This is a genomic window from Streptomyces phaeoluteigriseus, assembly GCF_001896135.2.
In the GTDB taxonomy this organism is placed as follows: domain Bacteria; phylum Actinomycetota; class Actinomycetes; order Streptomycetales; family Streptomycetaceae; genus Streptomyces; species Streptomyces phaeoluteigriseus.
In genome coordinates this window covers 362,529-367,396 of record NZ_MPOH02000009.1, presented here as the reverse complement: position 1 = coordinate 367,396, position 4,868 = coordinate 362,529, and the positions used below count along the sequence as shown (strand labels likewise).

Here is a 4,868-nt window from a genome sequence, read left to right as displayed (position 1 = left end):
AACGCAAGACCGAAGGGAAGCGCCCGGAGGAAAGCCTGAGAGAGTCTCTCGGGTGAGTACAAAGGAAGCGTCCGTTCCTTGAGAACTCAACAGCGTGCCAAAAATCAACGCCAGATATGTTGATACCCCGTCCCCGGCAGTGATAGCCGAGGATGAGGTTCCTTTGAAGAAAACACAGCGAGGACGCTGTGAACGGTCGGGCCTATTCCGCCTGACCGTTCCGCTCTCGTGATGTGCGATCCCGATTACGGGAAAACATTCACGGAGAGTTTGATCCTGGCTCAGGACGAACGCTGGCGGCGTGCTTAACACATGCAAGTCGAACGATGAACCACTTCGGTGGGGATTAGTGGCGAACGGGTGAGTAACACGTGGGCAATCTGCCCTTCACTCTGGGACAAGCCCTGGAAACGGGGTCTAATACCGGATAACACTCCCTCTCTCATGGGTGGGGGTTAAAAGCTCCGGCGGTGAAGGATGAGCCCGCGGCCTATCAGCTTGTTGGTGAGGTAATGGCTCACCAAGGCGACGACGGGTAGCCGGCCTGAGAGGGCGACCGGCCACACTGGGACTGAGACACGGCCCAGACTCCTACGGGAGGCAGCAGTGGGGAATATTGCACAATGGGCGAAAGCCTGATGCAGCGACGCCGCGTGAGGGATGACGGCCTTCGGGTTGTAAACCTCTTTCAGCAGGGAAGAAGCGAAAGTGACGGTACCTGCAGAAGAAGCGCCGGCTAACTACGTGCCAGCAGCCGCGGTAATACGTAGGGCGCAAGCGTTGTCCGGAATTATTGGGCGTAAAGAGCTCGTAGGCGGCTTGTCACGTCGGGTGTGAAAGCCCGGGGCTTAACCCCGGGTCTGCATTCGATACGGGCTAGCTAGAGTGTGGTAGGGGAGATCGGAATTCCTGGTGTAGCGGTGAAATGCGCAGATATCAGGAGGAACACCGGTGGCGAAGGCGGATCTCTGGGCCATTACTGACGCTGAGGAGCGAAAGCGTGGGGAGCGAACAGGATTAGATACCCTGGTAGTCCACGCCGTAAACGGTGGGAACTAGGTGTTGGCGACATTCCACGTCGTCGGTGCCGCAGCTAACGCATTAAGTTCCCCGCCTGGGGAGTACGGCCGCAAGGCTAAAACTCAAAGGAATTGACGGGGGCCCGCACAAGCAGCGGAGCATGTGGCTTAATTCGACGCAACGCGAAGAACCTTACCAAGGCTTGACATACACCGGAAAGCATCAGAGATGGTGCCCCCCTTGTGGTCGGTGTACAGGTGGTGCATGGCTGTCGTCAGCTCGTGTCGTGAGATGTTGGGTTAAGTCCCGCAACGAGCGCAACCCTTGTTCTGTGTTGCCAGCATGCCCTTCGGGGTGATGGGGACTCACAGGAGACCGCCGGGGTCAACTCGGAGGAAGGTGGGGACGACGTCAAGTCATCATGCCCCTTATGTCTTGGGCTGCACACGTGCTACAATGGCCGGTACAAAGAGCTGCGATACCGTGAGGTGGAGCGAATCTCAAAAAGCCGGTCTCAGTTCGGATTGGGGTCTGCAACTCGACCCCATGAAGTCGGAGTTGCTAGTAATCGCAGATCAGCATTGCTGCGGTGAATACGTTCCCGGGCCTTGTACACACCGCCCGTCACGTCACGAAAGTCGGTAACACCCGAAGCCGGTGGCCCAACCCCTTGTGGGAGGGAGCTGTCGAAGGTGGGACTGGCGATTGGGACGAAGTCGTAACAAGGTAGCCGTACCGGAAGGTGCGGCTGGATCACCTCCTTTCTAAGGAGCACTTCTTACCGATCCCTTCGGGGTGAGGTCAGAGGCCAGTTCATCAGCGAACGTCTGATGCTGGTTGCTCAAGGGTGGAACGTTGATTATTCAGGGCGAGTCAGAAACCGTTGATGTAGACGAAGGACATGCGAAAGGTCCGGCGTAGAGGGTAAGACCCCCGTAGTCGAAACGTCAACGGCTCGTCTGAGAGACACCCAAGTAGCACGGGGCCCGAGAAATCCCGTGTGAATCTGGCGGGACCACCCGCTAAGCCTAAATATTCCCTGGTGACCGATAGCGGATAGTACCGTGAGGGAATGGTGAAAAGTACCGCGGGAGCGGAGTGAAATAGTACCTGAAACCGTGTGCCTACAAGCCGTGGGAGCGTCGGACATCAAGCTTGCTTGGTGTCTCGTGACTGCGTGCCTTTTGAAGAATGAGCCTGCGAGTTTGCGGTGTGTTGCGAGGTTAACCCGAGTGGGGTAGCCGTAGCGAAAGCGAGTCCGAACAGGGCGTTTCAGTAGCACGCTCAAGACCCGAAGCGGAGTGATCTAGCCATGGGCAGGTTGAAGCGGCTGTAAGAGGTCGTGGAGGACCGAACCCACCAGGGTTGAAAACCTGGGGGATGACCTGTGGTTAGGGGTGAAAGGCCAATCAAACTCCGTGATAGCTGGTTCTCCCCGAAATGCATTTAGGTGCAGCGTCGTGTGTTTCTTGCCGGAGGTAGAGCACTGGATAGGCGATGGGCCCTACCGGGTTACTGACCTTAGCCAAACTCCGAATGCCGGTAAGTGAGAGCGCGGCAGTGAGACTGTGGGGGATAAGCTCCATGGTCGAGAGGGAAACAGCCCAGAGCATCGACTAAGGCCCCTAAGCGTACGCTAAGTGGGAAAGGATGTGGAGTCGCACAGACAACCAGGAGGTTGGCTTAGAAGCAGCCACCCTTGAAAGAGTGCGTAATAGCTCACTGGTCTAGTGATTCCGCGCCGACAATGTAGCGGGGCTCAAGCGTACCGCCGAAGTCGTGTCATTGCAGCATATAGCCCCAACGGGTGCTGTGATGGGTAGGGGAGCGTCGTGTGCCGGGTGAAGCAGCCGCGGAAGCGAGTTGTGGACGGTTCACGAGTGAGAATGCAGGCATGAGTAGCGATACAAACGTGAGAAACGTTTGCGCCGATTGACTAAGGGTTCCTGGGTCAAGCTGATCTGCCCAGGGTAAGTCGGGACCTAAGGCGAGGCCGACAGGCGTAGTCGATGGATAACCGGTTGATATTCCGGTACCCGCTGTGAAGCGTCAAACACTGAACCAGGCGATGCTAAGTCCGTGAAGCCGTTCCGGACCCTTCGGGGAAAGGAAAGTGGTGGAGCCGACGGACCAGACTTGCAGTAGGTGAGTGATGGGGTGACGCAGGAAGGTAGTCCATCCCGGGCGGTGGTTGTCCCGGGGTAAGGGTGTAGGACGTCAGGTAGGTAAATCCGCCTGGCACATAGTCTGAGACCTGATGCCGAGCCGATTGTGGTGAAGTGGATGATCCTATGCTGTCGAGAAAAGCCTCTAGCGAGTTTCATGGCGGCCCGTACCCTAAACCGACTCAGGTGGTCAGGTAGAGAATACCGAGGCGTTCGGGTGAACTATGGTTAAGGAACTCGGCAAAATGCCCCCGTAACTTCGGGAGAAGGGGGGCCATCACCGGTGATGACATTTACTGTCTGAGCTGGGGGTGGCCGCAGAGACCAGCGAGAAGCGACTGTTTACTAAAAACACAGGTCCGTGCGAAGCCGTAAGGCGATGTATACGGACTGACGCCTGCCCGGTGCTGGAACGTTAAGGGGACCGGTTAGTGCGCTTTCGGGCGTGCGAAGCTGAGAACTTAAGCGCCAGTAAACGGCGGTGGTAACTATAACCATCCTAAGGTAGCGAAATTCCTTGTCGGGTAAGTTCCGACCTGCACGAATGGCGTAACGACTTCTCGACTGTCTCAACCATAGGCCCGGTGAAATTGCACTACGAGTAAAGATGCTCGTTTCGCGCAGCAGGACGGAAAGACCCCGGGACCTTTACTATAGTTTGATATTGGTGTTCGGTTCGGCTTGTGTAGGATAGGTGGGAGACTGTGAAGCTTGGACGCCAGTTCAGGTGGAGTCGCCGTTGAAATACCACTCTGGTCGTGCTGGATGTCTAACCTGGGTCCGTGATCCGGATCAGGGACAGTGTCTGATGGGTAGTTTAACTGGGGCGGTTGCCTCCTAAAGAGTAACGGAGGCGCCCAAAGGTTCCCTCAGCCTGGTTGGCAATCAGGTGTTGAGTGTAAGTGCACAAGGGAGCTTGACTGTGAGACCGACGGGTCGAGCAGGGACGAAAGTCGGGACTAGTGATCCGGCGGTGGCTTGTGGAAGCGCCGTCGCTCAACGGATAAAAGGTACCCCGGGGATAACAGGCTGATCTTCCCCAAGAGTCCATATCGACGGGATGGTTTGGCACCTCGATGTCGGCTCGTCGCATCCTGGGGCTGGAGTCGGTCCCAAGGGTTGGGCTGTTCGCCCATTAAAGCGGTACGCGAGCTGGGTTTAGAACGTCGTGAGACAGTTCGGTCCCTATCCGCTGCGCGCGCAGGAACATTGAGAAGGGCTGTCCCTAGTACGAGAGGACCGGGACGGACGAACCTCTGGTGTGCCAGTTGTCCTGCCAAGGGCATGGCTGGTTGGCTACGTTCGGGAGGGATAACCGCTGAAAGCATCTAAGCGGGAAGCCTGCTTCGAGATGAGTGTTCCCACCCACTAGATGGGGTAAGGCTCCCAGTAGACGACTGGGTTGATAGGCCAGATGTGGAAGCCCTGTAAGGGGTGAAGCTGACTGGTACTAATAGGCCGAGGGCTTGTCCTCAGTTGCTCGCGTCCACTGTGTTGGTTCTGAAACCACGAACAGCCCCACGTTCCCACGGAGCGTGGTGCGGCAGTTCAACAGTTTCATAGTGTTTCGGTGGTTATAGCGTGAGGGAAACGCCCGGTTACATTCCGAACCCGGAAGCTAAGCCTTACAGCGCCGATGGTACTGCAGGGGGGACCCTGTGGGAGAGTAGGACGCCGCCGAAC

General features: G+C 57.0%; 1 rRNA gene and 1 other annotated feature. The gene reads left to right on the top strand.

The features are described 5' to 3' along the window. Positions 1-258: 258 nt before the first annotated feature. Positions 259-4,659, top strand: a sequence feature (most likely nonfunctional fraction of RNA operon). 92 nt (positions 4,660-4,751) lie between these two features. Beyond that, positions 4,752-4,868 (top strand): 5S ribosomal RNA (gene rrf / locus BM536_RS09345).